Origin of the sequence: Methanocalculus chunghsingensis (genome assembly GCF_018132105.1) — an archaeon.
GTDB classification, from domain to species: domain Archaea; phylum Halobacteriota; class Methanomicrobia; order Methanomicrobiales; family Methanocorpusculaceae; genus Methanocalculus; species Methanocalculus chunghsingensis.
Map to the genome: position 1 here is coordinate 21776 of NZ_JWHL01000010.1, position 25614 is coordinate 47389.

Genomic DNA, 25614 nt, shown 5'->3' on the forward strand with positions numbered 1-25614 from the left:
AATTGCGGGGTCGCACAATTCCCCCTCACCGCTCCATCATCTCTTTTGCCCGCCGGATCTCTTCCCGAAGTTCTATTGCATGCTCAAAATCGAGTGATTCGGCGGCGGCACGCATCTCAGCCTCGAGCTGGATGATGACGTTTGGAAGCTCTGCTTTCGGGAGGTGGGCCAGATCATCAACATCGACCTCCTTCTCACGTATCGGCTTTCGGATAGTCGCGGGGATGATCCCATGCTCTTCATTGAATGCAATCTGAATGTTCCGTCTCCTCTCGGTCTCAGCGACGGCCCGCCGGATTGAGTCGGTCATCCGGTCGGCATAGAGGATCACCCGTGAGTTGACATTTCGTGCTGCACGCCCGATCGTCTGGATAAGGCTCTTTTCATTCCTGAGGAACCCTTCTTTATCGGCATCCAGTATCCCGACGAACCCTACCTCCGGAATATCAAGCCCTTCACGAAGCAGGTTGATTCCCACAAGGACATCAAATGTCCCGAGCCTGAGTTGCCGGATGATCTCGGTCCGATCAAGGGTCTGGATCTCGGAGTGAAGGTACCGGGTTTTGATCCCCTGCTCAACAAAATAGTCGGTCAGCTCTTCGGCGAGCCGCTTGGTGAGGGTTGTGACGAGGCACCGGTCGCCCTGATCGATGGTCTGCCGGATCTCGGCGAGGAGATCCTGTGTCTGCCCTTCAATCGGCCGAATCTCCACAACCGGATCGACAAGCCCGGTCGGTCGGATGATCTGCTCAACGACCTGGTCGGCATGCTCCTCCTCGTACCCGCCGGGGGTCGCCGAGACGAAGATGACCTTCTTCATATATGCCTCGAACTCATGGAACTTCAGAGGCCGGTTATCAAAGGCACTTGGAAGCCGGAACCCGTACTCAATGAGGCTCTTCTTTCGGGAATAATCACCGTTATACATCCCCCGGACCTGGGGGAGGGTCTGGTGGCTCTCATCGATGATCAGCAGGAAGTCATCTTCGAAGTAGTCGAGGAGACAGTACGGCTGTTCCCCGGCATTCCGTCCGTCAAAGTGGCGGGAGTAGTTCTCGATCCCTTTGCAACTCCCGGTCTCCTCGATCATCTCGATATCAAAGAGGGTACGCTGCCGTAGCCGGTGTGCCTCGATCATCCCAAGTGTCGGGAGAACCTCCTCAAGTTCCGCCCTGATCGATGCGATTGCCCGCTTCTTCTCCTCTTCAGGAATGACGAAGTGACGGGCAGGATAGACATGGAAGTACTCCATCGTCTTAAGCCGCCGGCCGCCGGTCTTCTCAATCTCCGAGATCCGGTCGATTTCATCCCCGAAGAGCTCAATCCTGATGACATCATCGTAGTATCCCGGAATGATCTCGATGGTGTCACCCCGGACACGGAATCTCCCGGGTGCAAGTTCGGTGTCATTGCGTTCAAACTGGATCTCAACCAGCCGGCCGATGAGGTCGCTCCGTGCGATCCGCTCTCCGCACCGGAGTTCAAAGCCGAGGTTTCTGAAATGCTCCGGGTTCCCAAGGCCATAAATGCAGGAGACGGATGAGACGATGATGGTATCCGGGCGCGAGAGGAGAGAAGCAGTTGCCGAGAGGCGCATCTGCTCGATCTTTGCATTGATATCCGCATCTTTTTCGATATACTGGTCCTTCTGCGGCAGATAGCTCTCCGGCTGATAATAGTCATAATATGAGACGAAGTACTCCACCCTGTTCTCAGGGAAGAAATCCTGGAACTCGTTGTATAACTGGGCAGCGAGCGTCTTGTTATGGGCCAGGACGAGGGTCGGCTTCTGCAGGCGGTTGATCACATTTGCGATGGTGAAGGTCTTTCCTGAGCCGGTCACCCCAAGGAGGGTCTGTTTCGTCATGCCGGATCCAAAACCCTCTGTCAGTCCACGGATCGCATCCGGCTGCGAGCCGCGTGGGGAGAAGTCTGCCTGGAGTGTAAACCTCATGGGATCACCTTCTTCTTTCGCTTCAGCCTGTTATAGGTGATGGCAAAACGATGTGCCTCATCCCGGATCTCCTGAAGAAGGAGAGAGGCGGGGTTATCGCTTGGCACCGGGATCGGATAGGGGATATTCGGAAGGTAGATCTCCTCCTCCCGCTTTGCAAGGGCCGCGATCGGGATGGTGAGATCAAGCTTCCGAAGTGCCGCATATGCCGCCGCAAGCTGTGCCTTCCCCCCATCGACAACGATGAGATCGGGAAGATCGCGATCCTCATCGATGAGCCTCCTGTACCGCCTGGAGACGATCTCCCGGATCGCGGCGGGGTCATCAATCCCCACAACCGTCTTTATTGAGTACCGGCGGTAATGCCTCTTATCAGGCCGGCCATTCGTAAACCGCACCATCGACCCGACAGTGGCGGTCCCTGCAAGATGGGAGATGTCGAAGCACTCGATGATAGTGGGAGATTTTGGGAGTTTTAAGGCATTTCTGAGGGCATGTATCCGCTCCTCTCCGGCAAACCAGGTGAGATCGACATTCTTTGCAGCGATTTCAAGGAGATCGCGTTTCTGCCCCTGCTTCGGAACAGTCACGGAGACGCTCTTCCCACGGAGGCGTGCCAGGTAACCGCTGATGGCACCATCGACGGTAGCCGGGATGATCACCTCTTCCGGGACCTCATGGTCGCTGTAGTACTGAACGAGGAATTCTGAGAGGAAATCCGGGGATTGTGGAAACCGGAACTCCTCCTTATCGACAAGAGTTCCATTTCTCTGGTGGAAGAGGAGAAGGAAGACCTCCTCCCCGCTTACCCGGTAATTGATGAGATCCCCTTCATGCGACCGCTTCGGCCTCATCATACGGCGTCCTGAGAGATGATCGAGTGCAGTGATCGTCTCCCGGAGCCTGATTGCCCCCTCAAAATCGCAGGCATCGGATCGCTCCTTCATCTCCTCCTCAAGCCGGGCAATCAGCCCCTTCACCCTCCCCTTCAGGACCTCGACCGCCTGGGCCACCCTCTCTGCATACGCCCCTTCCGTGATCGCACCGATACATGGTGCCGGGCATGTCCCGATATGGTACCGGAGACAGGCACGCTTTGGGAGACGCCTGCATGACCGTAGCCCGAAGATCTTTTTGACCGCAGCAAGAAGATGGTCCCGTTCCCGGCCGGATACGAAGGGACCGAAGTACGTCCCTTTCACCCCGGTCTTTCGTGCAATACCAATCCTCGGAAAGCGATCCTCGGAGAGGTGGATGAAGGCATAGCTCTTCGCATCCTTCAGATCGATGTTGTACTTCGGCTGATGCTGCTTGATGAGGGTATTTTCAAGGATGAGTGCCTCGGTCTCATCCCTGGTTGCGATGAAATCGACCGAGGCGATCGATCCGACGAGGACGGCGGTCTTGGGATCGAGGTCACGTTTCTGGAAGTAGCTCTGTACCCTCTTTCTGAGGTTCTTCGCCTTGCCAACGTAGATGACCGAACCCCCGTCATCTGAGAAGAGGTAGGATCCGGGCTCCTCCGGGATATGCGAGTAGTCGATCATTGTCCAAGAAGTGGCCGGAGGAACCGGCCTGTATGGCTTCCGGGTTCATTCACAATCTCTTCAGGTGTTCCCTCGGCGATGATCTCACCACCTGCATCCCCGCCTTCAGGACCGAGATCGATGATATAATCCGCAGATTTGATGACATCAAGGTTATGCTCGATGACGACGACGGTGTTCCCTTTTCCGACGAGATCATCGAGGACCGCGATCAGTTTCCTGACATCATGAAAATGAAGTCCGGTCGTCGGCTCATCCAGGAGGTAGAGGGTCCGGCCGGTCGACCGTTTTGCCAGTTCGCGGGTGATCTTGATCCGCTGTGCCTCGCCTCCGGAGAGAGTGGTCGCACTCTGGCCGAGCCTGATATACCCAAGTCCCACCCGGCAGAGAGTTTCAAGCTTCTGCCGGATCGAAGGGATGTTCTCAAAGAGATCCCGCGCCTCCTCGACACTCATTGCAAGGACATCGGCGATCGTCTTCCCACGATACCTCACCTCAAGAGTTTCCCGGTTGTACCGGGCACCTTTGCACTCCTCGCACTCAACAAAGACATCGGGGAGGAAATGCATCTCGATCTTGATGGTTCCATCACCCTGGCATGCCTCGCACCTGCCTCCCCTGACGTTGAAGGAGAACCTCCCGGGTGCATACCCTCGCATCTTCGCTTCCTTTGTCTCAGCGAAGATCTTCCTGATCTCATCAAAGACTTTCGTATAGGTCGCCGGGTTTGATCGTGGCGTCCTCCCGATGGGGCTCTGATCGATGACGATCACCTTGTCGATATCGCGGTCGGCGGTGAGGGTCGTGTAGGCTCCGGTGGTCTGCCGTTGCCCATAGACCAGGTTCATCAGGGCAGGATAGAGGGTCTCGTAGATGAGTGTCGATTTGCCTGAGCCGGAGACCCCGGTGACAACGGTGAAGAGGCCAAGCGGGATCCTGACATCGATGCCCTTCAGATTATGTTCACGGCATCCGGTGATGGTGATACAAGCCTCCCGCTTCCTCCTCTCCTTTGGAACCGGGATATGCAGGGCTCCGGAGAGGTACTGGCCGGTGAGCGATTCAGGGTCAGCTGCGATCTCCCCGGGTGTTCCGGTTGCAACGATCTCACCCCCGTGGATCCCTGCCCCCGGCCCCATATCAACGACATAATCCGCCTGGCGGATGGTATCCTCATCATGTTCGACGACGATGAGGGTGTTTCCGAGATCGCGGAGGTGCTGCAGGGTCTCGATGAGCCGGTGATTGTCCCGCTGATGGAGACCGATGGATGGCTCGTCCAGGACATAGAGGACACCCATCAGGTTTGATCCGATCTGTGTGGCGAGCCTGATCCTCTGGGCCTCCCCGCCTGAAAGGCTGCCGGCACTCCGTGAGAGAGTGAGATACCCGAGGCCGACACGATGGAGGAAGAGGAGGCGGGATCGGATCTCCTTGACAACCTGCCGTGCGATATCCTCCTCCCGGCGGGTCAGTGTGAGGGTTTCAAAGAAGGCAAGGGCATCGGCAACCGAGAGATCGGTGAGATCCGCGATGGAATGATCACCGATTTTGACAGCAAGAACCTCCCTCTTCAGGCGTGCTCCGTCACAGGCTGAGCAGGGGGTCGTCCTCATATACTTCTCAAGCTCATCACGCCGGAATTCGGACTTCGTCTCCCGGTACAGCCGTTCTGCCTGGGGGATGAGCCCCTCCCAGACTCCTTTATGCGACCACTCCGCATCCCCTTTCTTCATCTTCATCGAGAATTTGATCTCGCTGTCGGATCCGTACATCAGGGTATGGAACTGCTTTTCGGTCAGGTTCTCTATCGGGGTGAAGATATCATATCCTCCATGGTTGGCAACCGATGCAAGATACTGCATCCGGTATCCGTCAAGGAAGTTCCTGTACAGCGCAACCGCACCGTCAGCGATGCTCTTCGTCCGATCAGGGATGATCAGATCGGGATCAAACCGCATCCGGACACCGAGACCGCTACAGGCGTCGCAGGCGCCAAACGGGCTGTTAAAGGAGAAGAACCGGGGCTGGAGCTCCTCAAAAGAGAAGCCGCAGACAGGGCATGCGAGCTCTGATGAGAAGGTCTCCTCATGGCCGTCCTCAAAGATGACGATGACGAGGCCGCCGGAGCGCTTTACTGCCACCTCGCATGCCTCAGCAAGGCGGGAACGCTCACCCGGGTCGAGCCGGTCGATGACGATCTCGATATCATGCTTCACATACCGTTCGAGCGGTATCTCCTCATCGGTCCGGTGGATGGCGCCATCAACCCGGATACGGGAGAAGCCTTCAGCATCGAGATCCTTAAAGAGCTGACCGTATGTTCCTTTCTTCTGCCTGACGACCGGTGCGAGGATGGTGACCATCCCGGACGCTGTTGTGATCTCATCGGCTATCTGCTGCGGAGATCGCGACTCAATCCTGGCACCGTGATCCGGGCAGAAGGGAACGCCGATCCGGGCATAAAGAAGCCGGAGATAGTCGTAAATCTCGGTGACCGTCCCGACGGTACTGCGTGGATTCTTCGATGTCGTCTTCTGCTCTATCGATATGGCCGGGGAGAGGCCTTCGATGGCATCGACATCCGGCTTATTCATCAAACCGAGGAACTGGCGGGCATAGGCTGAGAGCGACTCGACATACCGCCGCTGCCCTTCCGCGTAGATGGTATCAAACGCAAGCGTGGACTTCCCTGATCCCGAGACGCCGGTGAGGACGATGAGGCGATCCCGGGGGAGGGTGAGATCAATATTCTTCAGGTTATGTTCACGTGCACCCCGAATGATCAGATCTTTCATCAATGCAGTACTGGTGGATCATCAGGTGTATTAGGTATAGAGATCGTGTCAATCCCATACCCTTCAAGGACCCCTGGGTGGAAAAAATGATGGATACGACCATCACATGGTGGGAACAAAGGCCTCAGTACCTATTTTTGCATAGACACCGCAGACCGGGCAGACATACTCCTTCGGAAGATCTTCAAATGCTGTCCCCGCTTTGATGCCGTTCTTCGGCTCACCCCGATAGGGATCGTAAATATATCCGCAGGCGACGCAACGATAGAGTTCGGATTCCAGCTCAACGAAGGCGCTTTTGCCCACTTTTGCGACCACGGCACAGACAGGGCAGACATAATCATCAGGGAGATCCTCAAATGCGGTTCCAGGCTCGATCCCGTTCTTCGGTTCACCCCTGGATGGATAGTAAATATATCCGCATTCGACACATCGGTAATTCTTCATCTTTGTCATATATTCCCCTTGGATCACGATCTAACAGGCAGAAAGCCCACGACTTCAGTCGTGGGATCAATACCCTTAAATCATAAATTCAGTAGTCGATACTAATGTGTGCAAGGCACTTCCTCCGGGGAGAGAACGGTTATCATGCACATCTACGGGCTGTCTATCAACCAGCCTATCGCACTCCGCTCTGATCCAACCCGGATCAGGGAGATGGAAGGGCAAACCAACGACTTTAGTCGTGGGTAGTTGATTTCGTTGCAGCAGGGGCGGTGCACCTGCTCAACTATATCTTCTTCATAGGTGGCTGTTTATTTATATTTAATGTAAAAAATAATACACAACCAAATAGATAGGGAGACCACTATCGGTAATGGCGCCTGATGAACTCCCGCACCTTCTCCGACTCTATCCACCCCTGGTCAAGCTGGTCAAGATATCCCCGGATCAGATCCGCCTGATCATGGATCTTTCCAAGATATACCGGATCACAGAATCCTGCATACCCGATGATCGCCCCGAGCGGATTTCTGATGTGATCTCCCAGAATGGCAAAATGCTCGATATTCTCTTCTATCTGAGAAAATGCCTTCTTCTGAATCTCTTCGTTCCTCCTCCTCTCTGAGATATCACGCGAGATGGAGAGAATTGCCACCTGATCGCCGAGTGGTATCCGGTGGGCATTGATCTCAACAGGGAACCGTGAACCATTCGATCTGACATGCTCAGTCTCAAATCTGAGATGATCCCTGATGAGGAACTGTTTCACAATACCAAGCACTTCACCGACCCGCTCGGGGGGAACGATATCAGCCGGTGAGAGACGGCCGAGTTCGTGACGGCTATACCCAAGGCGTCTGCAGGCGATCTCATTCGCCTCAATGAACTCCTCAGGATGACCTTCCGGGGTCAGCCTGTAGACGACGATTGCATCATTTCCTCCATGAAAAAGGAGCCGGTACTTCTCTTCACGCTCCCTCAGTACCGCTTCAGCCCGCTTCCACCGGGTGATCCCCCGGAAGATCCAGATCAGGTGATCATCTGACATCCTCTTCATCGAGAGCTCAACCCATTCCTCCTCACCATCCGGGTGCAGCAGATGGATCTCCCGATTCAAAAGAGATCTCCCCTCCTGAACCGTTCCGGCGATCTCTGCCAGAAGATCCGCTTCATCTCCGGTCGATGAGCCAGGAAATGATGAGAAGAATGAGACGAGATCGCCAGTCACCTCTCGATCCCCCCGTATGAGCCTCTGGAGCGCAGGGTTTGCCGATGTGATCATGCCATCCCGCGTTGTGATCATGATACCATCATCGAGCTGATGAAAATACGGGTGCGCCTGCATAGTATAGAAGTACATTTCTTTCCAACAATTAATAAAGTAAACCCACAATAGAGAAGATTCAAAGGGAAGAGAGACAAGTATCATCTATGGAGATACTTGCGATCAACGGAAGCCCGAGGAGGGAGGAGAGTTCGACCAGGAAACTGCTTCTTGCTGCCTGTGAGGGGGCTATGGCAGAGGGGGCAGATACGATTACGTTTGATATCTGCGATCTTGATATCGGATATTGCACCGGCTGCGGAAGCTGCTACCGGGCAGGCCACTGTTTTCAGAATGACGACTTTGAGGTACTCTATCACCATCTCCTCACCTCAGACGGGATTATCCTCTCCTCCCCGGTCTATATCAACTCGGTGACAGCCCAGTTGAAGACCTTCTTTGATCGGCTGGCGGATGCAATCCATACCCAGCGCCTCACCGGGAGGTATGGATGTAGTATCTCAACAGCAGGTGGAGCCAATGCCGAGGGGGTTGCAGAGTACCAAAACGGCGTAATCAGAGTGCTTGGCGGAACGACGACAGGTTCACTCGGAGTGAACATTCTTGGAGATCCGATGGCCGTGGAGCGGGCGATCCCGGATGCAAAGGAGCTCGGATCTGATCTTGTCAGGGCCATCCGCGAGAAGAGGCAGTATCCTGAGCAGGAAGAGGAACACCGAATGATGAGGGAGAGGATGATCGAGCTCGTCTCCTTCAATAAAGACCTCTGGACCTCTGAGTATGAGTACTGGCGGGATCAGGGTGCCCTCCCGCGCTGATCCAGCGCCCTGATCCGCCTGATAATATTTTCTGCATGAGATCCGTTCCAGTAGAGCCGGCAGCAGGCCGGGCACCAGAGGAAGGTAAATCCATTAGGGGGATTTGGCGCATAGGATGCCCCCTCTATCTCACCAGCCGCCGCCTCCCGCAGGAGCGTGTTACAGACCGAACAGCGGATCAGACGGACATCGAGGCTGATGAGGCGTTTCTCGTGCAAGAGTCGGATCTGGTCGAGGAGGTCAATATCCGCAATATAGATCCCCTGCTCGCCTGCCCGTGATGCAAGGTCACGATCACGGGTGAGCAGGAGCCGGCCTTCCGCCTCTGCCTTCTTCAGCAGGCGGTTGTCCTCCCCGGGATCACCTTCGGGGAGAAGGGCTGCACTCTCGCTGTCATATCCGAGGAACCGGAGGTACCGGGTGAGTGGACCGAGCATCCGGTCGACGAGGAACGTCGGTTCATCCATCATGATTGTATCATCGGTATCTTCCGGTTGCAGCTTATACACCGATCACCTTCAAGGCCGGTGATCTCCGTTCTGTACCCCCTCCTCCGGATCAGGAGACTGGAGCAGGATGGGCACCGGGTATCTTCATAGGTCGATCCAGGTATGTTGCCGAGGTACGGGTACTCCAATCCAAGCTCTCGTGCACGTTGATATATCTCTTCAAGCCGCTGCACCGGGGTTGCCGGAGGATCACTCATCCTGTACGCCGGATGGTACCGGGTGAAGTGCATCGGCGTCTCCGGCCCGAGGTTCTCGATCACCCATCGGATCATCGAGTCGATCTCCCCGGGATCGTCGTTCTGGCCTGGGATGATCAATGTCACCGTCTCAATATGCATTCCGAGCTCATGTGCGCGGGCTGTGGCATCAAGAACCGGCTGAAGATGGCCGCCGCAGACCGAACGGTAGAACCCGTCATTAAATGCCTTGAGATCCACCCTGAATGCCGAGAGCATGGGTGAGAGCTCATTGAGCGCCTCCTCGGTGATGTATCCGTTTGTCACATAAATCGTCTTCAGACCGTTCTTTCGTGCGAGAACGCCCATATCGAGGGCGTATTCATGCCAGATCGTCGGCTCGTTATAGGTCCAGGTGATGCTCGCGGCTCCGGAGCCCATCGCCCTTCGGACCCCTTCCTCCGGAGAGAGGCTCCGGAGAGGGAGATCGGCGATTGTTGCCTGCGATATCTCCCAGTTCTGGCAATGGCGGCATCTGAAATTGCAGCCGATCCCTCCGAGGGAGTACGTTATCGTCCCGGGAAGGAAGTGAAAGAGCGGTTTCTTCTCGATGGGATCGAGGGCTTCGGAGGTTATCCGCCCGTATGTCAGTGGTATGAGCCGTCCATTCCGGTTCTCCCGGACCCCGCAGATACCACGGTGATCGTCTTTTATCAGGCATCCATGCGGGCAGAGGCGGCACCTGACTGCGTCACCCTCCTGATCCCATAAACGTGCCTCCGCCAAAACTTGCTGGTCATCCCCTCTCATCATACATCTCCTTTCGGATACCGGGGCATTATAAGTGATCCATGATGAAATTATTACGGTATAATGAAGAAGGTAGTTATCTCGGTCGGCGGATCGGTTCTTGTCCCCTCACTTGAATCTCATCAGCTCAAAGAATGGGCATCGACGCTCAAGGAACTTGCACAAGACTATCATCTCTTCTGCGTCTGTGGAGGGGGCGGTGAGGCCCGACGCTACATCTCGGTCTGCCGGGATATCGGCCTTGATGAGGCGACATCGGATGAGCTGGGTATCATGGTGACCCGTATTAACGCCTTCCTTCTCATCGCCGCTCTCGGCGATAGTGCGTATCCGACGGTCACGACATCATACAGGGAGGCGAAGGAGGCTGCACTCCATGGCAGGATCATCGTGATGGGCGGGATCACACCAGGACAGACGACCGACGCCGTCTCTGCGGTTCTTGCAGAGGAGGTCGCTGCCGATCTTCTCATCAATGCCACAGCAGTCGATGCGATCTATTCGGCAGATCCGAAGAAGGACGCCAATGCGAAGCGGTTCTCTCTGATCACCCCCTCTGATCTCATCGGGATCATCATGAAGGAGCGGATGGGCGCCGGATCAAATATGATCGTTGATCTCGTCGCCGCCAAGATCATTGAACGGAGTGCAATCCCGTTTGCCGTGATGGATGGAAGGAAACCTCAGGATATCATCTCTGCGCTCCGGACCGGTGAATTCCATGGTACGCTTGTTGCCGGGCAGTCCAGAGAGGTTCTGCCGCTCTAAGCGGCAGTAAAACCGATAGCTTATTTAAGCCTGACTTATAACTTTATTAGGTCACGGGGTAGTAGGGTAGCCTGGTCCATCCTAGAGCGTTTGGGACGCTTTGACCGCAGTTCGAATCTGCGCTACCCCATTTTGAGATGGATACAACAACCGCTCTTCTGATATTTCATCGCCTTGTAGCAATTTATCCTCATACCGAGACACATTTTCTCGGATTTACCAATCCTTTTGAATGCCTCATCCTGACGATCCTCTCTGCACAGACGACGGATGCGACCGTGAACCGGATTGCGCCGGCACTCTTTGAACGATACCCGACTGCAGAGGATCTGGCAGCCGCTGATCCCGCTGAACTCGAAGAGATCATCAGGCCGACCGGCTTCTATCATGCAAAAGGGAAGAATATCATCGGAGCTGCTGCGGCACTCATCGCACGGTACAACGGTGGTGTACCAGACCGGATGGACGATCTCATAACCCTCCCCGGCGTCGGACGCAAGACCGCCAATATCGTCCTTCACCATGCGTTTGGGATCAATGCAGGTGTCGCTGTCGATACACATGTCCGCCGCCTCTCACAGCGGATCGGTCTTTCAGAGACTGCTGATCCGGAGAAGATCGAACGAGACCTTATGGCACTTTATCCGCAGGAGCTTTGGGGGGAGATCACCTACGTCCTTATCAGACATGGGAGGGAGGTCTGTTCTGCCAGAAAACCTGCCTGCCCGTCCTGTCTGATATCCAATATCTGCCGCTACCCGGGGAAGACCTGCGAGGCGACAGCGAAGAAGACATAAGAGACGATTGCCGCCGCCGGGATGGTAATGATCCATGCGATGATGATCTCACGGACGACACCCCACCGGACCGCTGCGGACCCTTGCGTCGACCCGACACCCATGATCGCCCCGCTCATCGCATGGGTGGTGGAGACAGGGATACCGAGGGCGGTCATCGCCGAAAGGACGAGACCACCGGAGGTTGATGCAGAGAAGCCCTGGTACGGAGTTATCCTGGTTATTCTGTTTGCAAGCTTATCGATGACCCGCCATCCTCCAAGGAGTGTTCCAAGCGAAATAGCACCGCAGGATGCGAGGATTACCCAGAGCGGGACCTCAAATTCGGTGAGAAGCCCTCCTGCCACAAGGATGGCGGTGATGATACCCATCGCGTTCTGGGCATCATTACTTCCATGGCCGATGGCATGGAATGAAGCAGAGACGATCTGGAGCTTCCTGAAGATGTAGTTCATTCTCCGGGGGGTGGATGCATGGCTGAGGTATCGCATGATCAATGCTGCAAAGCCGTACGCAGCGATGAATCCGAGGGTCGGTGAGATGACGATGAATATCACAACTGCGAGAATACCCTTTATCTCGACGAGACCAAGCATCATCCCGACCGGTATGCTGACGGCAAATCCGATGACGGCACCGAGCCCGAAGTAGAGCAGCTTCCGATCTCCAAGGCACCAGGCAAACGATCCAAAAAGGGCTGACCCGATGAGAAGACCGATGAAGCCTAATCTGAGGAAGGCGACGATCACCTCCCCGCTCGGCCATATCACTCCAAAGAAGCCGCCCGCACCGATACCGGCACCCATGACCCCTCCGATAAGTGAATGGCTGCTTGATACAGGAATACCAAAATGCGAGCAGAAGAAGACCCAGAAGACTGCTCCGACGAGTCCGGTGACAAGAAGGAACGGGGTGAGGATCGCCGGATCGACGATCCCCTTGCCGATCGTCTTTGCGATGGCTGTTGTGAAGAGGAGCGGGCCGACAAGATTGAAGAAAGCGGCAAGACCGACCGCCTGAAGCGGGGTGAGTACTTTGGTTGCAATCACCGTTGCAATCGAATTTGCGGCATCATTGAGCCCATTGACGAAATTAAAGAGAAGGGCCAGTATAATGCCCACAATAATAAGAATCTCCATACCAGCTCACGAATGACGGATGGCTATATCTGCAAGAACATTTGCCGCATCCTCACACTTATCAGTGGCAAGTTCAAGGTTCTCATAGATATCCTTGAGTTTGAGGATACGGATGGCATCCGTGCCACAGAAGAGATCTTTGATCGCATGGGCAAGGACATCATCGGCGAGGTTCTCAAGCCGGTTGATCTCGATGCACTTCTGTTCAAGTAACTTCGGATCCCGTATCCGACGTATCTCCCGGACAGCGATAGCAACCTCCGCCGCAGAGAGATAGATCAGTTTGGCAAACTCCTGCATGTATTCATCTGTCTCTTCGATTCCGTAATTGAGCATCAGCCGCGCCGTCCCGTCAATATAATCGAGAATATCATCAAGCGCGGTTGTCAGTCTGGATATCTCCTCCGGTTCAAGCGGTGTGATGAAGCTCCTGTTCAGTTCGGCATAGGCACGGTGGGCTAATGCGTCCCCCTGGTGCTCGAGATTTTTAATCTCTTTTATCTTCGCCTCGACACCGTTATAGTCATTGACGAGCTCAACGAGCAGACGCCCTGCCTCGGTTGTTGTATCTGCGAGTTGCTCGAAGATATCAAAAAATATATAGTCGTTTGGAATAATCCAGTCTCGTAAGCCCACAAGACACCACTCTTACAAGGTAATTGAAAGATAAAAAGGTCTTGATTTGTTCGTGAATTCTCCCCACCTGAGATATTCAGTTTTAGTGAGAAGTATCATGAAAAAACCTTCTATTCACATTCCACGGGATTGTGCCCGGCAGCCGATAAACTCACGGATCATATGTGCTGCAACAGCAGCCGTCTGCCCCTGATCATCGGGGAGGACCTCGACATAATCAAATCCGACCGCCTGTGGCGCCAGTGCCCTGATGACGGTCCGCACATCCCGAGGCGTCATGCCGAAGGGATCAGGCGTTCCAAGGCCTGGTGTCAGACAGGAGTCGATGGCATCCGCATCGATCGAAAGATAGAGGCTCTCTTCACCGATGAGGGCCTTGATCCGTGTGATGATCGATGCGATCCCTTCTTCATGTACCTGATCGGCGGTGAAGAGATGATGGGATCGTGCACGCTGGAACTCCTCGCGTGAACCGCTCCGCCCACCAATGATGATGATCCCCTGCAGACCCATCTCTTCAACACGGGCGGTAACGCAGTCATGATTATAGCGCGACCCCCGGTACTCATCCTGAAAGTCAAGGTGGGCATCGCAGACGACATACCATCCCGGCTTCGCCGCGCGGACTGCACCAATTGTGATGGAGTGCTCCCCGCCGAGCATCACCGGGCATTTCCCGTCACCAAGGATCATCGATACGGTCTCTTCAACCTGCCCGGTGACCTCTTCCGGATCACAGTCCGGATAGAGATCGCCGAGATCAATAAACGGAATGTCAGTCAGCTCGAGATCGTACATTGGCATATAGGGCTCAAAATTGTACGATATCGCACGGATCGCATTCGGGGCTGCCCGTGTCCCTGCCTTGAATGAAGTCGTCCCATCATAGGGGACACCAAAGATGACATAGTCTGCCTCATCGTACGAGGCTTCCGCATCAGCAAAAAGAGAGTTTGAAAATGGCTGCATACTCAGATGTCAAGCTTTCTCTTGCCAAGAGACTCGATATACGGGACTTCCTTTCCAGGTTCGATATGAGAGAGCTGATCATCGTCAAGGGTCAGTTCGAAGTTTGTAAATTCCTTCATGTCCATGAACTGAACCGTGTTGGCTGCAATGGTGATCACCTGTGCACTCTTCCGCTCGACGATTGGTGCATAAATCTTCTGGGAGACAGGCGATACGACTGATCGCTTCATGCCGTCAAAGATACCGACAACATCAAGCCGTGCCTTTGCAGATCCATGTTTTCCAGGCTTTGAGATGGAGATGCTCTGAATTTTGCATGGTTCATCATCAACGACAACATACCGACCCTCTCTCAGCTTCCCAACTTCTGTCTGTTCTTTCATAGCAATCTTACTCGCAGGAGTAATTTATTGAATCAGGAGAACATAAACACACCGCAGGATGATCGAGACTCCCTTTCTCCATGCGTGCCAGCGAATCGGCAGGAGTGTAGCCGATGAAATAGATGATATCGTCGGTACTGAGCGTGGAGGAGTGATGATCCGGATGGGTGCGGATCTGACCCCGACCGAGTTGATCGATGAGATCGCCGAAGAATCTGTCATCAGCATATTGCGCGAGACCGGGATCTGTGCAGAGGTGATCAGTGAAGAGTCCGGACGAATCCTCCTTCCAGGTGGAGCGGGGACGATCTATCTCGATCCTATCGATGGCACGTATAATGCCGTTGCCGGCATCCCTTTTTATGCAATATCACTTGCCTATGCAGAGGATGAGGTCGTCACTGAAGGGTTTGTAAAAGATCTCGCGTCAGGGGAGGAATTCTATGCCGCTTTGGGAGGGGGTGCCTATTCTAATGGGACGCCGATCATGGTCTCGGGGATCTCTCTGCTTGAAGAGAGTGCAATGAGCCTGTACGGCAGGAAGTTTGATCCTGAACGCGCAATGCAGCTTGGTCAGAAGATACGGCGATGGAGACTCCTTGGGGCATCTGCACTTGAGCTCTGTTATGTCGCCTGCGGCAGGATCGATGGTTTTGTCGATCTCAGAAATACGCTTCGAAATATCGATGCCGTCGCCGGGATACTCATCTGCAGTGAGGCGGGAGGGATCGTCTCCGGGCTGGATGGAACTCCGGTCACCTTCCCCGAGGATGTCTCGGTCGGGAGATGCCTGGTTGCAACGAATGCGGTGATCCACCGGAAAGTGATCGAGTACCTGAGGTGAATGATGCGTTATATTGTTGCACCCCGGATTGACCAGGATGATGCTCTTGAATATGCAAAACGCCTGGGTGAGGAGTTAATTCGGGCAGGCCATACCGTCTTTTTTGAGGAAGGGGCGGCTGCCATCTTCGGATCTGCCGGGGTCTCGATCAGCGATGCGAAGGATATCGCAGACCTGATCGTTACCATTGGCGGTGACGGGACGGTCCTCCGGACGGTTGCACAGATGAAGAGACAGATCCCGATCATCGGGGTGAACCGGGGGGAGGTCGGTTTCCTGGCGGATCTCGAACCGGAGAATGCAATTGCCTTCCTGACATCCCTTGAACCGGACTTTCCCGTGGAGGAGAGGATGCGCCTCTCCCTCATAATTGACGGCAAAGAGGTCGGAGATGCATTGAATGAGGCACTCATCGTCACCACCCGTCCCGCCAAGATGCTCCGCTTCTCGATCGTCATCGATGGCATCGTGGCAGAGACATTTCGTGCGGACGGAATGATCATCGGGACCCCGACGGGCTCGACGGCATATGCAATGAGTGCGGGCGGACCGATTGTGGACCCCTGGATTGAGGGCGTCCTGATCGTTCCGCTGGCCCCTTACATGCTCTCATCCCGACCTCATCTCATCTCAACAGAGAGGGATTTTGAGATCAGGCTCGACAGTGACAAGCCTGCACATCTTGTCATCGACGGTGTCGAGATCTGTTCGCTCGGCCGCTATGCCTCAATCACCATCCGGAGTGCTGAGGAGCCCGCCCTCTTCATCAGTTCGGACCGGAATTTCTTTGAGAAGGTTGACCAGAAGCTCCGACGTCTCTGATGATCAGTTTTATCGTTGTATCGATGAATCTCTATCCTGAGTGAGTTCTATGGATGAGATGAGAACGGATCTGAATTATGCTGAGATTGCGGCTGTACTGAAGAGGGAGCTGGGGATGGAGGGATCCCCGGTTGCCATCAAACTCGCCGGATCAAAGGAGCAGATTCCTCCGGGAATCGAAGAGATCGGTGATGTAACCAAGCACTGTATGATGGTCACAATGGCCAGGAAGGAAGGGAGATGCTTCTATGCAACCGCTGAGAAGCATCAGTGTATGGGCGGTGCATGGGCACTCGGCCTGCGTGAACAGACTGCATCGCTGAGATCAGGCGAGTTTTACTTCAAGCTTGGCAAGTACGAGAGCTGGGCCGCATGCCGCCGGACCATCGACCGTATCCCGCACCTCCCCTCCGGTGAGACCTGGGCGACACTCTACTCCCCGCTTGAATCGACCCCCTTCTCCCCGCATGTCGTCCTGATCATCGCCGAACCCAGGGCGATGCTCAAAACCGCCCAGAGTATCCTGTACCGCATGGGCGGTCGGTTCCATCCTGAGATGTCAGGGATTCAGTCGGTCTGCTCAGATGCGACGGCAACCGTCTATCTCAGCGGGGAGCCGAATATCTCACTTGGCTGCGATGGCTCAAGGAAATTTTCGGGGATCGCAGATGGCGAGATGGTGATGGGTATTCCCGGCGAGATGCTGCCAGAGATCGCAGCAGCACTTCCGATTGTTACCGGGGCACCCGGATCAAAGAAATAATCCTTTTTTCGATCTCCGAATCATTATATGACCTGCAGGCGAGTACGTACACATAGGTGTGATAACGTGCGGGTCTCGATGAAACTTGAGCTGAAGGATACACCGGGGCAGCTCCTCGGCGCATTAAAGCCGATCTCAGATATCGGAGGGAATATCATCACGGTCATCCATCAGCGGGATGGAACCTCGGCTGAGAATACGCTCATCGTTGATATCACCATCGAGCTTCCGGAACATAAGCTTGAATCCTTAATTGCCACACTACAGGAGCGCGGGTGTGGTGTGGTCCGGGTTGGAAAAGAGAGACTTCACCAGAAGCGATCCCTGATTATGATCGGGCACCTGATGCATACCGATCTCACCGATACCGTCGATCATATCGATCAGACCGGATATGCAGAGGTCTCTGAACTTCATATGGTGATGCCGGCGATCAATGAGCCGTCCACGGCAAAGATCACCATACGGGCGGAGTCTCCCGAGGATATGCGCCGTGCCATCTCGATCCTGCATGAGGTCACCGCACGAAAAGAGATTCTGGTTCTTGAACCTCTGGAGGGTATGGAATGAGGGTTGCCATTATCGGATTTGGCGCAGTCGGCCAGGGGGTTGCTGCGGTGCTTGCCGATCCCGTTCATGGGTTCACCCTGACGGGGGTCGCGGACTCACGATCTGCGATCATGAATGGAGATGGGCTCAATCCCGAAGAGATCCTGGCAAAGAAGAAAGAGACAGGTCTCTGCGGCATTGAAGGGAAGAGTGCAGCGGATATTCTTGCATCCGGTGTATTTGATATCCTTGTCGAGGCGTCACCGACCAACGCCAATGGCGGAGAGCCCGCAACATCGCTCATCCGATCGACCCTCAGATCCGGCAGGCATGTCGTCACCTCAAATAAAGGTCCGATCGCCTCTGCGTACCATGAGCTGAAAGCGATCGCAGATGAGCAGAAGGTCGGCCTCGGGTATGAGGCGACGGTCGCCGGAGCGGTTCCGGTGATCAACGGGATCCGCCATGGTCTTGCCGGAAACACCATCAGATCACTCTATGGGATCTTAAACGGCACCTGCAACTATATCCTGACCCGGATGCGTGATGAGGGGCTCACCTATCAGCAGGCACTGCAGGAGGCCCGTGATCTCGGGTATGCTGAAGCGGATCCGACCTATGATGTCAAAGGGATCGATGCAGCCATCAAACTGGTCATCCTGGCAAATACCCTTCTTGGAATGAATGTCACCCTCTCGGATGTCGATATCTCAGGTATCGATCTCGTCACCGTGGAGGCCCTCAATCTTGCCGAGGATGAGGGATCGACGGTCCGGCTCATCGGTGAGATCATCCCGGAACGAAAGATCATCCGGGTTTCGCCCCGCGTCCTTGCTCTCGACCATCCCCTTGTCGTAGACGGAACACTCAACGCAATTCAGGTCTGCACCGATATGGCAGGGCATGTGACCTTCATCGGCCGGGGTGCCGGAGCCCAGCCGACCGCTAGTGCAATACTCGCCGATCTCATCTCAATCAGGGATTATTATGGCGGGCGTTCTTGAGAAGAGAAATAAGATCCTCTCACTGATGCGGCGGCTCACACTGGACGAGGGCTCCTTTACCATCGCAGATATTGCACACCAGATGGATATTCCCCGAAGTACTGCACAGGACTGGATAAACCGGCTCATTGAGGATGAGTGTATCGTCATCTCCTCACCGGGCAAGGGGAGGGAAGCCACACGATATATCGCACGAACTGCTCTTCCCCAGACAATCTGTAAACGGATCTTCTCGACCTGCGACGGCGACCTCGTCGAGATCTATCATGAATGCATGAGTAGCGGATGTGCCGCGTTCTGTAAACATCATCACGGGCGTGCCGGGGGTGTCCTGACCGATGTCAGACGGGACGGAACACTCCTGCGGGAGATGGGGCGTATCGGATCCGTTGACGCAGCGGTGGGGATCTCCCCTCTTCCTGCAGTCGGTGTTGTTGCAATACGACAGGAAGGGGATCAGATCGTCCAGACGATCCGATCCTTCGGCGGACCGGCCTACTCCCTCACCGAGATGATGTCACGAGCTGAAGGGGTACTCTCTGTCGAGACACACCGGAACGGAACTATTGTCGAAGGGGATGTCTATACGAAGGCACTGCGGCGGCTTCTCATCGGGATCGATGATACCGACTCCCGGGAGGATGGTGCGACATTTGCCCTTGCCTATGCCCTTCTCCAGCGACTCGGACGGTGCGAGGGGGTGATGCCGATCTCCCACAAGGTTGCGATGCTCTATCCGGGAATCTCTGAAAAGACTGCGGGCAACTCATGCAGCCTCATCGAGCTGGCAGCCGGGGAGGATGCGATCTCCGGGATCATCAAACAGGCGGTTGCATTCGTTGCCGGAGAGTCAGCATCGCCTGAATGGGGGATCGCTATCAGGACAGGGCTGGCAGAGCAGGAGGGGCTGCGTGCGTTTGGTGAGCAGGCACGGCAGGAGCGGGTCACGATCGGTGATGCAGAAGCTCTTGCCCAGGAGACAGGCATCCATCTCATCGGCGGCCGCGGGGTGATCGGGGCGCTTGCCGCGGTCTCACTCCAGGGATGTTCCGATGAGATCCTTTTAAACCCTGATCATCCTTTCAATCCGTAATTCCAGTCCCGCTCCATGGCATCATTGAGCATCGAGACGATCGCTCCGACAAGAACCTCCGTCATCTTCATTCCTTTCTCCCTGCTTCCCTTCGTGGGGTCGCCTGTTGCACCGCAGTCGGTCAGCTCTGAGAAGCACCATTTCAGATCCCCAAACACCGGAAGATCCGGTACCCTCCCTTCTGCATGTTCCGGCTGGCAGAGCTCTTCGAAGAGGGCAAGGCCGATGGACATCTCACCCTCACCACCATGGCCGAGGCCCCCCCAGACCTCGAAGAAGCCGTCAGGGAGGATGGGACCGATACTCTCCCACCATGCACCGAGTGCGATGATCCGCATCTCCGGGTGCCTGACCTTGACGGTCCGTGCCGCCACCTCGATCGGTGCGATGTTGCCGTCATGGCCATTAAGGATGAATACCCGCCTGATCCCTTCCCGATGAAGCGACTCAAGAATCTCTGTGATGATCGCGATCTCTGTTCCGAAACTGAGCGATATTGTAAAAGGAAACTCCCGGTAATGCTCTGAGACACCGTACGGGACTGCCGGGAGTACGGCGGCACCGGGGATTTTTGCGGCAACCGCATCTGCGAGGGCGGCCGCAGTGAGGGCATCGGTTCCGAAGGGGAGATGGCCGCCATGGCTCTCGAGTGAGCCGAGCGGGAGGATCACCATCCTGAATGGTTCGGCAGTATAATCTGCTGCGGTCAGATGCTGGATGAGGCGAGGATTCTTCTCCATAGATTCAGAAATGATGCTAAAGTTGATCAATGTATTGTAATGTTCTCAAATACTGTTAATAGGGATTCTTTCTTATACCCTCGACCCAAACGTCATTGGATATGACAGGAGCAGCAATTGGAGACTCTGTCAGGGTCCACTACACCGGAACACTTGAAGACGGCGAAGTCTTTGACTCCTCACTTGACCGTGAGCCGATTGAGTTTACGATCGGAGCGGGCCAGGTCATTCCAGGTTTTGATGAGAATCTTGAGGGAATGGAGCCGGGCGAGTCGAAGCGGATCGAGATCCCGCCAGACCGTGCCTATGGCGAGAGGAATGATGAGATCATCTTCCCAGTGCCAAAAGACCAGTTCCCCCCCGATGTCACCCCGAATCTCGGTGACCGCTTCCAGGTGCAGGTTGGAGAGGATCAGGTCATTGAGGTGACGATCACCGAAATCGGTGATGAGACCGTCACCCTTGATGCAAACCATCCTCTTGCAGGCAAGACACTCGTCTTTGAACTGACACTTGTAGAAATTCTCTGAGTATTCAGAAAACCACTTTTTTCAGGTTCTCCCGGTAGGTCTATAGGTGCCTATAGGGTACGGTAGGCTTTTCTTATGGAGAAGAAGACGCCGTCCAGCCCCCTTTCGGGACCTGCATCTCAAATCTCGCACCTCTGCCATAGATGCCGGTTTCACACAGGGTAATGCCGGTGATGCTTACAATCTCCACTGCAAGGAAGAGCCCAAATCCGGTATTCTTCCCAAAACCCCTCTCAAAGATGAGTTCTTTCTGATCATCCGGAATACCGGGGCCGTCGTCCTCCCAGATGATGAGGAGGTCCCCATCCCGTTCCTCACACCGGATATCAATACCTGTTGCACCATCTGCGTAGCGGACAGTGTTGTCCAGGAGGTTTGCAAAGACCTTCTCCAGCATCGGATCAGCAAAGATTGAGAGATTGGAGCAGTGATTCCGGATTGGAATCCGGGTTTTTTCAATTGTCCCGATCACCATGGAGAGGGGGATCCATGTCGGTCTCCCCATACCAACATCTTCATAATGGCCGGTAAATGCGATCTGATCCTGAATGATAGTCGAAGCCCTCTTCACTTCATCGAGATATTTTCTCTGTTCCGGATTCTCACCCAGGTCTTCTGCCAGTGCGAGATACCCCTGGAGTGACATAATCCTGTTCTGGATATCATGCCGGGTGACTCGGGAGAGGATCTGAAGTTTTCTATTTGCGGAATGTAGTGCCTTCTCTGCGGCTTTCACCCCGGTGATATCCGACATGGTGACAAAGACCTGATATGGTGTCGTCTCACCCTCCCTGAACTGGGGGGTTGCGTTGATGAGTATCCAGGTCATATCATCCTTCATCGGATTAAAGACGCCGAGAACGGTATCTCTTACGGCGATGCCGGATCGGAGGGCGATCATTGAAGGATGCTGTTCCGGGGGGAGATGAACACCGTTCTCTGAGACAACCTTCCAGCGGGGATCATAGGAGTCCCGGCCCATGAATTGTTCCCTGGTGACTCCAAACATTCTCAATGCTGCCGAATTTATATCAATCGGAGTTCCATCAGACTTCTGGTAGAAGACACCCGGTGCCATCGTTTCAAATAAGGTCCTGAACTTCTCCTCACTCTCCCGGAGTGCCGTTTCTGCCCGCTTCCGCTCGGTGATGTCGATGAAGGATCCCATCATGGCGACGGGAAGACCGGAGGCATCATGGACAAGGCTTGCAGAGAGCTGGATGTCTATTGGAGAGCCATCCTTGCGTAGCCCTTTCAGCTCTCCGGACCATGTACCATCCCGCTTCTCCATAGCGATGACATCTTCCGCCGCCTTCTCTGACACCCAGAAGGAGGTGGCAGGACGGCCGATCACCTCTTCAGAACCGGCATATCCCCAGAGAGAGAGGAATGCGGGGTTTACGTAGGTGAGGATTCCATCGAGGTCTGTTATGGCGATGCCGTTATTGGATGATTCGATGGCGGCATCCTTCAGAAGAAATTCCTGCTCTGCTCGTTTCAGCCTGGTGGTATCGATCCCCACTCCGGTAAAATACTGTCTGCCATGGAGGGTCAGCGGGCAAACAGTGAAGTACATGGGTATGGTTGTGCCATCTTTCTTCTGCAGGTCTGCTTCTGCTTCTCCGAAACCCTCTGTCGTTATTCTTCTGACACCTTCCAATACTTCAGCCTGGCTTGTTGCATCCCCGGAGAACCAGTCGAGGAGCTGCATCTTCGACAGTTCCTCGGGGGAATACCCCGTCATCGTCTCGTGATGTGCATTCCAGCGGATCAGGTGTCCTTCGCTGTCATAGAGGTAGAACATCCCGGGGACACTGGAGAAGATCGCTTCCAGCAATGCCTTCTCATCTGCAAGTTCCTCATTCTTCCTCCTCAGTTCATCCTCCGCAAGCTTGCGTTCGGTGATAATCTCGGTATAGACAATCAGCCCGCCGATAGAGCCGTCAGATTCATACCAGGGGCGGCACTCCCAGCGAGTCCAGTCTGTCCCTCCATCGCTCCGTGGGTATGGATCTTCATCTGCCCTGAAGACACCCTCTCCGGCAAGTACCTTTCTATGGATTTCACGCCATTTCCAGGGTAGATCCGGAAAGACCTCATAATGATGTCTGCCGATGACATTGGCTTCCGTCACCCCATAGGTATCCAGGTACCGCTGGCTCACAAAGATATAGCGTAAGTCCCTATCATGCACCGCAACGGCGGCATTATTATGTTCGATGATGTAGCGCATCAGATCATGAGAATGTGCAAGCCTCTCCTCAGCCCGTTTTCGGCAGATAGCGTACAGAATCTTATTGGAGAGCTCGGCAAACTGGGCCTTGGGGTTACCCCCCTTCTGGAGATAGAAGTCGGCCCCTCCGTTCAATGCCTCGATCACGACCTCCTCCCGCCCCTTTCCGGTGAAGATGATGAAGGGTGTTCCATCCCCTGCTGATCGGAGATGTCTGAGGAAGGCGATACCATCCATTCCCCCGGGCATCTGATAATCGGAGACGATAACATCGAAGGGGTGATCTGCCAGGATACGAAGTGCGTCTTCTCCACTCAGCGCAGTGGTTACGCTGAAATCACCGGTCTTTTCGAGATAGATTTTACCGAGTTCAAGAAGGGAAGGTTCGTCATCAACATAGAGGAGGGAGACCTGCCCCTGATCGGTCCCGGAGGGGTGCATGGTTAATCATTATCATATGAAATGATAACATTTTCATCCAAAAAGTGCCATGCTGGAACGCGAAGTCTTCCGGGAGGGAGAAAAAAAAGGGGTTTAGAAGTCGGTCATGATCCTGAACTGATCGATCTCTTCGGAGTCGATCTCTTCGAGGAACTCTTCTGCCGCATGCTGGATGTTCTTGCTTGCGGTGATTGCACGGCCGACGACGAGGATATCCGCACCTGCTGCAAGTGCCTTCTTTGCAACATTCACACGGATGCCACCGGCGGTTGCGACGAGGATCTTCCCGCCTGCTGCCTCCTTGATCTTCGGGATGTCTCCCCAGGAGTACTCGCTTCCTTCCGCATCGATTGCACGGTGCATCTCGACGACATGGGGGAGTGCATTCTTCTTTGCAAGTGCCTCAACAAGTGCAACCGGCGACTCGACATTGAGCATATCAACGACGGCATAGATACCGGTCTTCCGAGCCTCAAGGACAGCCTTCTCAATGGTTGAGATCGGTGCAAGGCCGGAGATGACGACTGCGTCTGCGGATGCGTTTGCGCACATCCTCGTCTCAAGGTTGCCGGTGTCGAGGGTCTTGAGATCGGCGATGATGAAGGCATCAGGCCGGAGCTTTCTGATCTCCCCGATGATGGAGAGGCCGAACTGCTTGATGAGCGGCGTGCCTGCCTCGATGATGAGGTGGTCGTTCTTTGGAAGCTCGCGTAAGACCCGTTCCATGTGGTTCATGTCCACGAGATCCATGGCGACCTGGAGGTACGGCGGGTTCCAGAGGCGGTGAACCTTGAATCCCATGACACCGTGTGCTGCACGGTCCTTCTCATGGAGGATCGTCGCCTCATCAGGGAACTGTTCAAATGCGCGGGATAATGAGAGTTTCATCGCACCATAGTTGAACCGGTAGATCTTATTGTAATCCACTGCATCGGGAGCAAGATAGACGCTTGCGATGATGACGATATCATCGATATTGATCCCGTTGAAGAGGCCTTCCTCGAGGCTGTCGGCCACGGCTTTGGCAACTGCTGCCTGGACAGGGCCAAACATCTCCTTCACCTGCTCACCCTTCTTCATGGTGACCTTCGGGATGATCACCGTTGCCGGCTTTGTCAGGAGGTTCGGCCTGATGACCGCAAGGAGTGGGGTGTGTCCTGCCGAGAGCTGCGAGAGTGCATTTGCAAATGCGGCACCGACAGGCCCGTTCTTATCTCCGACAAGGAGGTCGATGTGCGCAAGTTCCGGCCCATCGCCAACTAAGGCTTCACCTATTGAATACATAACAAAATTCCTGCCTTGGACATATGTATGGATCGTACATCTATAAATGAGAAGTAGTCATTCAGAAGAAAAGGTGGGGTCGGTGAGATTTGAACTCACGATCGACGGGTCTCTCCGACAAGCGTATGGGCGGTGACATAAGCGTCAGCGCTCCAACGGGTCATCATCTTATCAAATCAGCAGACCCGATTGTTCATCATACGCCAAGACCGCTGGAGCCCGTCGCCATACCGGACTAGGCCACGACCCCGATCCTGTCCTATACTCTATTACTT

Annotated in this window: 24 protein-coding genes and 2 tRNA genes; 11 read left to right on the plus strand and 15 right to left on the minus strand. The window is 54.6% G+C overall.

All coding sequences use genetic code 11. The features are described 5' to 3' along the window. Positions 1–25 precede the first annotated feature (25 nt). The 5 genes from uvrB to RJ53_RS07095 all read right to left on the minus strand — a co-directional run bounded on the left by uvrB (position 26) and on the right by RJ53_RS07095 (position 8106). Complete coding sequence (gene uvrB, locus RJ53_RS07075) at positions 26–1954, minus strand: excinuclease ABC subunit UvrB (RefSeq protein ID WP_211530930.1); 1929 nt, start codon at positions 1952–1954, stop codon at positions 26–28. After that, on the minus strand, positions 1951–3501 hold the full coding sequence (uvrC, locus tag RJ53_RS07080; protein WP_211530931.1) for an excinuclease ABC subunit UvrC: 1551 nt from the start codon (positions 3499–3501) through the stop codon (positions 1951–1953). The genes uvrB and uvrC overlap by 4 nt, the downstream gene beginning before the upstream one ends. After that, positions 3498–6299, minus strand: a complete 2802-nt coding sequence (uvrA, locus tag RJ53_RS07085; RefSeq protein ID WP_211530932.1) for an excinuclease ABC subunit UvrA — start codon at positions 6297–6299, stop codon at positions 3498–3500. The genes uvrC and uvrA overlap by 4 nt, the downstream gene beginning before the upstream one ends. Before the next feature lie 102 nt (positions 6300–6401). Continuing rightward, positions 6402–6755: a rubredoxin gene (locus tag RJ53_RS07090; RefSeq protein WP_211530933.1), complete on the minus strand. Its 354-nt coding sequence runs from the start codon at positions 6753–6755 to the stop codon at positions 6402–6404. 355 nt (positions 6756–7110) lie between these two features. Then, entirely contained in the window at positions 7111–8106 is a 996-nt protein-coding gene (locus RJ53_RS07095; protein WP_211530934.1) for a PAS domain-containing protein, read from the minus strand. Between the two features lie 71 nt (positions 8107–8177). Between RJ53_RS07095 and RJ53_RS07100 the strand changes: the two genes are divergently transcribed. Further along, positions 8178–8849 carry a flavodoxin family protein gene (locus RJ53_RS07100; RefSeq protein WP_211530935.1) on the plus strand — a complete coding sequence of 224 codons (672 nt, stop codon included), beginning with the start codon at positions 8178–8180 and terminating at the stop codon, positions 8847–8849. Here RJ53_RS07100 and RJ53_RS07105 read toward each other — a convergent pair. Together RJ53_RS07105 and amrS are read right to left on the minus strand one after the other, a co-directional pair. Beyond that, complete coding sequence (locus tag RJ53_RS07105) at positions 8828–9319, minus strand: Mut7-C RNAse domain-containing protein (RefSeq protein WP_246496034.1); 492 nt, start codon at positions 9317–9319, stop codon at positions 8828–8830. The genes RJ53_RS07100 and RJ53_RS07105 overlap by 22 nt on opposite strands. Then, positions 9316–10320 carry an AmmeMemoRadiSam system radical SAM enzyme gene (gene amrS / locus RJ53_RS07110; RefSeq protein ID WP_211530936.1) on the minus strand — a complete coding sequence of 335 codons (1005 nt, stop codon included), beginning with the start codon at positions 10318–10320 and terminating at the stop codon, positions 9316–9318. The genes RJ53_RS07105 and amrS overlap by 4 nt, the downstream gene beginning before the upstream one ends. A gap of 87 nt (positions 10321–10407) precedes the next feature. Between amrS and pyrH the strand changes: the two genes are divergently transcribed. The 3 genes from pyrH to nth all read left to right on the plus strand — a co-directional run bounded on the left by pyrH (position 10408) and on the right by nth (position 11909). Further along, positions 10408–11112: a UMP kinase gene (gene pyrH, locus RJ53_RS07115; RefSeq protein ID WP_211530937.1), complete on the plus strand. Its 705-nt coding sequence runs from the start codon at positions 10408–10410 to the stop codon at positions 11110–11112. 55 nt (positions 11113–11167) lie between these two features. After that, positions 11168–11242 (plus strand) — tRNA-Pro (locus RJ53_RS07120). A gap of 7 nt (positions 11243–11249) precedes the next feature. After that, positions 11250–11909, plus strand: a complete 660-nt coding sequence (gene nth / locus RJ53_RS07125; RefSeq protein ID WP_211530938.1) for an endonuclease III — start codon at positions 11250–11252, stop codon at positions 11907–11909. On the opposite strand, the gene RJ53_RS07130 is transcribed toward nth, so the two are convergent. The 4 genes from RJ53_RS07130 to RJ53_RS07145 all read right to left on the minus strand — a co-directional run bounded on the left by RJ53_RS07130 (position 11867) and on the right by RJ53_RS07145 (position 15036). Then, entirely contained in the window at positions 11867–13048 is a 1182-nt protein-coding gene (locus RJ53_RS07130; RefSeq protein WP_211530939.1) for an inorganic phosphate transporter, read from the minus strand. The two genes, nth and RJ53_RS07130, sit on opposite strands and share 43 nt — an antisense overlap. 6 nt (positions 13049–13054) lie before the next feature. After that, positions 13055–13684: a DUF47 domain-containing protein gene (locus RJ53_RS07135; RefSeq protein ID WP_211530940.1), complete on the minus strand. Its 630-nt coding sequence runs from the start codon at positions 13682–13684 to the stop codon at positions 13055–13057. A gap of 114 nt (positions 13685–13798) precedes the next feature. After that, positions 13799–14653, minus strand: coding sequence for an agmatinase (speB, locus tag RJ53_RS07140; protein ID WP_211530941.1), 855 nt, complete (start codon positions 14651–14653; stop codon positions 13799–13801). Positions 14654–14655: 2 nt separating this feature from the next. Beyond that, the gene (locus tag RJ53_RS07145; RefSeq protein ID WP_211530942.1) at positions 14656–15036 is read right to left on the minus strand and encodes a translation initiation factor IF-5A; all 381 of its coding nucleotides are present in this window, start codon (positions 15034–15036) and stop codon (positions 14656–14658) included. Positions 15037–15094: 58 nt separating this feature from the next. Here RJ53_RS07145 and RJ53_RS07150 point away from each other — a divergent pair, with 58 nt between their 5' ends. The 6 genes from RJ53_RS07150 (at position 15095) to RJ53_RS07175 (ending at position 20111) form a co-directional block, all read left to right on the plus strand. Next, on the plus strand, positions 15095–15880 hold the full coding sequence (locus tag RJ53_RS07150; protein ID WP_211530943.1) for a bifunctional fructose-bisphosphatase/inositol-phosphate phosphatase: 786 nt from the start codon (positions 15095–15097) through the stop codon (positions 15878–15880). Positions 15881–15883: 3 nt separating this feature from the next. Continuing rightward, on the plus strand, positions 15884–16702 hold the full coding sequence (locus RJ53_RS07155; RefSeq protein ID WP_211530982.1) for an NAD(+)/NADH kinase: 819 nt from the start codon (positions 15884–15886) through the stop codon (positions 16700–16702). Between the two features lie 49 nt (positions 16703–16751). Further along, positions 16752–17465 carry a DUF169 domain-containing protein gene (locus RJ53_RS07160; RefSeq protein ID WP_211530944.1) on the plus strand — a complete coding sequence of 238 codons (714 nt, stop codon included), beginning with the start codon at positions 16752–16754 and terminating at the stop codon, positions 17463–17465. A gap of 78 nt (positions 17466–17543) precedes the next feature. Continuing rightward, positions 17544–18035 (plus strand): amino acid-binding protein, encoded by a 492-nt coding sequence (locus RJ53_RS07165; protein WP_211530945.1) that lies wholly within the window; start codon positions 17544–17546, stop codon positions 18033–18035. Next, the gene (locus tag RJ53_RS07170) at positions 18032–19018 is read left to right on the plus strand and encodes a homoserine dehydrogenase (protein ID WP_211530946.1); all 987 of its coding nucleotides are present in this window, start codon (positions 18032–18034) and stop codon (positions 19016–19018) included. The genes RJ53_RS07165 and RJ53_RS07170 overlap by 4 nt, the downstream gene beginning before the upstream one ends. Next, on the plus strand, positions 19002–20111 hold the full coding sequence (locus tag RJ53_RS07175) for a sugar-specific transcriptional regulator TrmB (protein ID WP_211530947.1): 1110 nt from the start codon (positions 19002–19004) through the stop codon (positions 20109–20111). Before RJ53_RS07170 ends, RJ53_RS07175 begins: the two co-directional genes overlap by 17 nt. Here the strand turns inward: RJ53_RS07175 and RJ53_RS07180 are convergent. After that, positions 20093–20851, minus strand: a complete 759-nt coding sequence (locus RJ53_RS07180; RefSeq protein ID WP_211530948.1) for a creatininase family protein — start codon at positions 20849–20851, stop codon at positions 20093–20095. The genes RJ53_RS07175 and RJ53_RS07180 overlap by 19 nt on opposite strands. Before the next feature lie 101 nt (positions 20852–20952). Here RJ53_RS07180 and RJ53_RS07185 point away from each other — a divergent pair, with 101 nt between their 5' ends. After that, positions 20953–21381 carry an FKBP-type peptidyl-prolyl cis-trans isomerase gene (locus RJ53_RS07185; RefSeq protein WP_211530949.1) on the plus strand — a complete coding sequence of 143 codons (429 nt, stop codon included), beginning with the start codon at positions 20953–20955 and terminating at the stop codon, positions 21379–21381. A 73-nt stretch (positions 21382–21454) separates the two neighbouring features. Here the strand turns inward: RJ53_RS07185 and RJ53_RS07190 are convergent, their stop codons facing one another. The 3 genes from RJ53_RS07190 to RJ53_RS07200 form a co-directional block, all read right to left on the minus strand. Then, on the minus strand, positions 21455–24055 hold the full coding sequence (locus tag RJ53_RS07190) for a PAS domain S-box protein (protein ID WP_211530950.1): 2601 nt from the start codon (positions 24053–24055) through the stop codon (positions 21455–21457). Between the two features lie 93 nt (positions 24056–24148). After that, positions 24149–25339 carry a bifunctional 5,6,7,8-tetrahydromethanopterin hydro-lyase/3-hexulose-6-phosphate synthase gene (locus tag RJ53_RS07195; RefSeq protein WP_211530951.1) on the minus strand — a complete coding sequence of 397 codons (1191 nt, stop codon included), beginning with the start codon at positions 25337–25339 and terminating at the stop codon, positions 24149–24151. 74 nt (positions 25340–25413) lie between these two features. Beyond that, a tRNA-Trp gene (locus RJ53_RS07200) sits at positions 25414–25589 on the minus strand. Positions 25590–25614: the final 25 nt, after the last annotated feature.

Excerpts from the sequence above, each read along its gene's own strand:
- uvrB (WP_211530930.1), bottom strand. The coding sequence starts at position 1,954 with ATGAGGTTTACACTCCAGGCAGACTTCTCCCCACGCGGCTCGCAGCCG.
- uvrC (WP_211530931.1), bottom strand. The coding sequence starts at position 3,501 with ATGATCGACTACTCGCATATCCCGGAGGAGCCCGGATCCTACCTCTTC.
- uvrA (WP_211530932.1), bottom strand. The coding sequence starts at position 6,299 with ATGAAAGATCTGATCATTCGGGGTGCACGTGAACATAACCTGAAGAAT.
- RJ53_RS07090 (WP_211530933.1), bottom strand. The coding sequence starts at position 6,755 with ATGACAAAGATGAAGAATTACCGATGTGTCGAATGCGGATATATTTAC.
- RJ53_RS07095 (WP_211530934.1), bottom strand. The coding sequence starts at position 8,106 with ATGTACTTCTATACTATGCAGGCGCACCCGTATTTTCATCAGCTCGAT.
- RJ53_RS07100 (WP_211530935.1), top strand. The coding sequence starts at position 8,178 with ATGGAGATACTTGCGATCAACGGAAGCCCGAGGAGGGAGGAGAGTTCG.
- RJ53_RS07105 (WP_246496034.1), bottom strand. The coding sequence starts at position 9,319 with ATGATGGATGAACCGACGTTCCTCGTCGACCGGATGCTCGGTCCACTC.
- pyrH (WP_211530937.1), top strand. The coding sequence starts at position 10,408 with ATGAAGAAGGTAGTTATCTCGGTCGGCGGATCGGTTCTTGTCCCCTCA.
- nth (WP_211530938.1), top strand. The coding sequence starts at position 11,250 with ATGGATACAACAACCGCTCTTCTGATATTTCATCGCCTTGTAGCAATT.
- RJ53_RS07130 (WP_211530939.1), bottom strand. The coding sequence starts at position 13,048 with ATGGAGATTCTTATTATTGTGGGCATTATACTGGCCCTTCTCTTTAAT.
- speB (WP_211530941.1), bottom strand. The coding sequence starts at position 14,653 with ATGCAGCCATTTTCAAACTCTCTTTTTGCTGATGCGGAAGCCTCGTAC.
- RJ53_RS07145 (WP_211530942.1), bottom strand. The coding sequence starts at position 15,036 with ATGAAAGAACAGACAGAAGTTGGGAAGCTGAGAGAGGGTCGGTATGTT.
- RJ53_RS07150 (WP_211530943.1), top strand. The coding sequence starts at position 15,095 with ATGATCGAGACTCCCTTTCTCCATGCGTGCCAGCGAATCGGCAGGAGT.
- RJ53_RS07155 (WP_211530982.1), top strand. The coding sequence starts at position 15,884 with ATGCGTTATATTGTTGCACCCCGGATTGACCAGGATGATGCTCTTGAA.
- RJ53_RS07160 (WP_211530944.1), top strand. The coding sequence starts at position 16,752 with ATGGATGAGATGAGAACGGATCTGAATTATGCTGAGATTGCGGCTGTA.
- RJ53_RS07165 (WP_211530945.1), top strand. The coding sequence starts at position 17,544 with ATGAAACTTGAGCTGAAGGATACACCGGGGCAGCTCCTCGGCGCATTA.
- RJ53_RS07170 (WP_211530946.1), top strand. The coding sequence starts at position 18,032 with ATGAGGGTTGCCATTATCGGATTTGGCGCAGTCGGCCAGGGGGTTGCT.
- RJ53_RS07175 (WP_211530947.1), top strand. The coding sequence starts at position 19,002 with ATGGCGGGCGTTCTTGAGAAGAGAAATAAGATCCTCTCACTGATGCGG.
- RJ53_RS07180 (WP_211530948.1), bottom strand. The coding sequence starts at position 20,851 with ATGGAGAAGAATCCTCGCCTCATCCAGCATCTGACCGCAGCAGATTAT.
- RJ53_RS07185 (WP_211530949.1), top strand. The coding sequence starts at position 20,953 with ATGACAGGAGCAGCAATTGGAGACTCTGTCAGGGTCCACTACACCGGA.
- RJ53_RS07190 (WP_211530950.1), bottom strand. The coding sequence starts at position 24,055 with ATGCACCCCTCCGGGACCGATCAGGGGCAGGTCTCCCTCCTCTATGTT.
- RJ53_RS07195 (WP_211530951.1), bottom strand. The coding sequence starts at position 25,339 with ATGTATTCAATAGGTGAAGCCTTAGTTGGCGATGGGCCGGAACTTGCG.